Source organism: Mycolicibacterium novocastrense (assembly GCF_001570485.1).
GTDB lineage: Bacteria > Actinomycetota > Actinomycetes > Mycobacteriales > Mycobacteriaceae > Mycobacterium > Mycobacterium novocastrense.
Genome location: NZ_BCTA01000110.1, coordinates 1 through 1,178 on the forward strand (window position 1 = coordinate 1; position 1,178 = coordinate 1,178).

A 1,178-nucleotide genomic window follows, 5' to 3' on the forward strand; every position below is an offset into this window, starting at 1 on the left:
GCGCGGGCGGTGCAGATGGTGTCCGATCTGCGTAGCGATACGACCTCGGAGTGGGAGGCGATGGGCCGTGTCGCGGACCTGCTGGGTGTCGGTACTGCGGAAACGGTGCGCAAGTGGGTCCGCCAAGCCGAGATCGACGCCGGTGATCGGGCCGGGCAGACCTCCGAGGAATCCGAGATCCTGCGCAAGCTGCGCCGGGAGAACGCCGAACTCAAGCGGGCCAACGCGATCCTGAAGGCAGCGTCGGTTTTCTTCGCCGCCGAGCTCGACCGGCCGTCTCAGTAGTCGTGGAGTTCATCAGCGCCCACCAGCACAAGCGGGTGGGCGCTGATGGTCTCAAGTGGGGTGTCGAGTCGATGTGCGCCGTGCTCAGCGAGTATGGCGTCACGATCGCCCCGTCGACGTATTACGCCCACCGTGCTCGTCGCGGCCCGTCGAAGGCCGATTGGGCTGACGCGCAGGTGATTGATGCGATCTGGCAGCTGCGCCGATCGAACAAGTTGTACCGCGTCCTGGGTGCACGCAAGACGTGGATTGTGTTGCGCACCAATGGATTCGATGTTTCCCGCTGTGTCGTGGAGCGGGTGATGCGGGAAATGGGATGGCGGGGTGCCTGCAAGCGGCGTCGGGTGCGGACCACGGTGGCCGATCCTGCCGCGACGCGGGCGCCGGACCGGGTCGCTCGGCGGTTCGTCGCCGAAGCGCCCGATCGCCTTTGGGTGGCCGATTTCACTTACTGCCGGACCCGGGCCGGCTGGGCCTACACCGCGTTCGTGACCGATGTCTATGCCCGCAAGATCGTGGGCTGGAAGGTGGCCACCGAGATGACGCAGAAGCTGGTGACCGAGGCGATCAATCACGCTATCGACACCAGGAAGCGTTCTGGTGCAGCCACTTTGACTGATCTTATTCATCACAGCGATGCGGGATCTCAATATACGGCGGTGGCGTTCACTGAGCATCTGGCCGCCGAGGGGATCGTGCCCTCGATCGGATCGGTGGGCGATAGTTTCGATAATGCGTTGGCCGAATCGGTGAACAGCAGCTACAAGACCGAACTCATCGACCACCAGCCGCTCTATCCCGGCGCGACCGAGCTGTCCCTGGCCACGGCCGAATGGGTGGCCTTCTACAACCGCCAGCGGCCCAATGGCTACTGCCAGGACCTGACACCGGAC

1 protein-coding gene is annotated in these 1,178 nt (G+C 64.4%); it reads left to right on the forward strand.

Translation table 11 applies throughout. The annotated features are described in order from the left end of the window. Positions 1–1,178, forward strand: a protein-coding gene (locus RMCN_RS30645) for an IS3 family transposase (protein WP_165604506.1) whose coding sequence is annotated in 2 segments (ribosomal slippage) — positions 1–247 and positions 247–1,178 — 1,179 coding nt annotated over the 2 segments. Because the reading frame shifts where the segments join, the coding sequence is not laid out codon by codon here. This gene is flagged as partial in the annotation.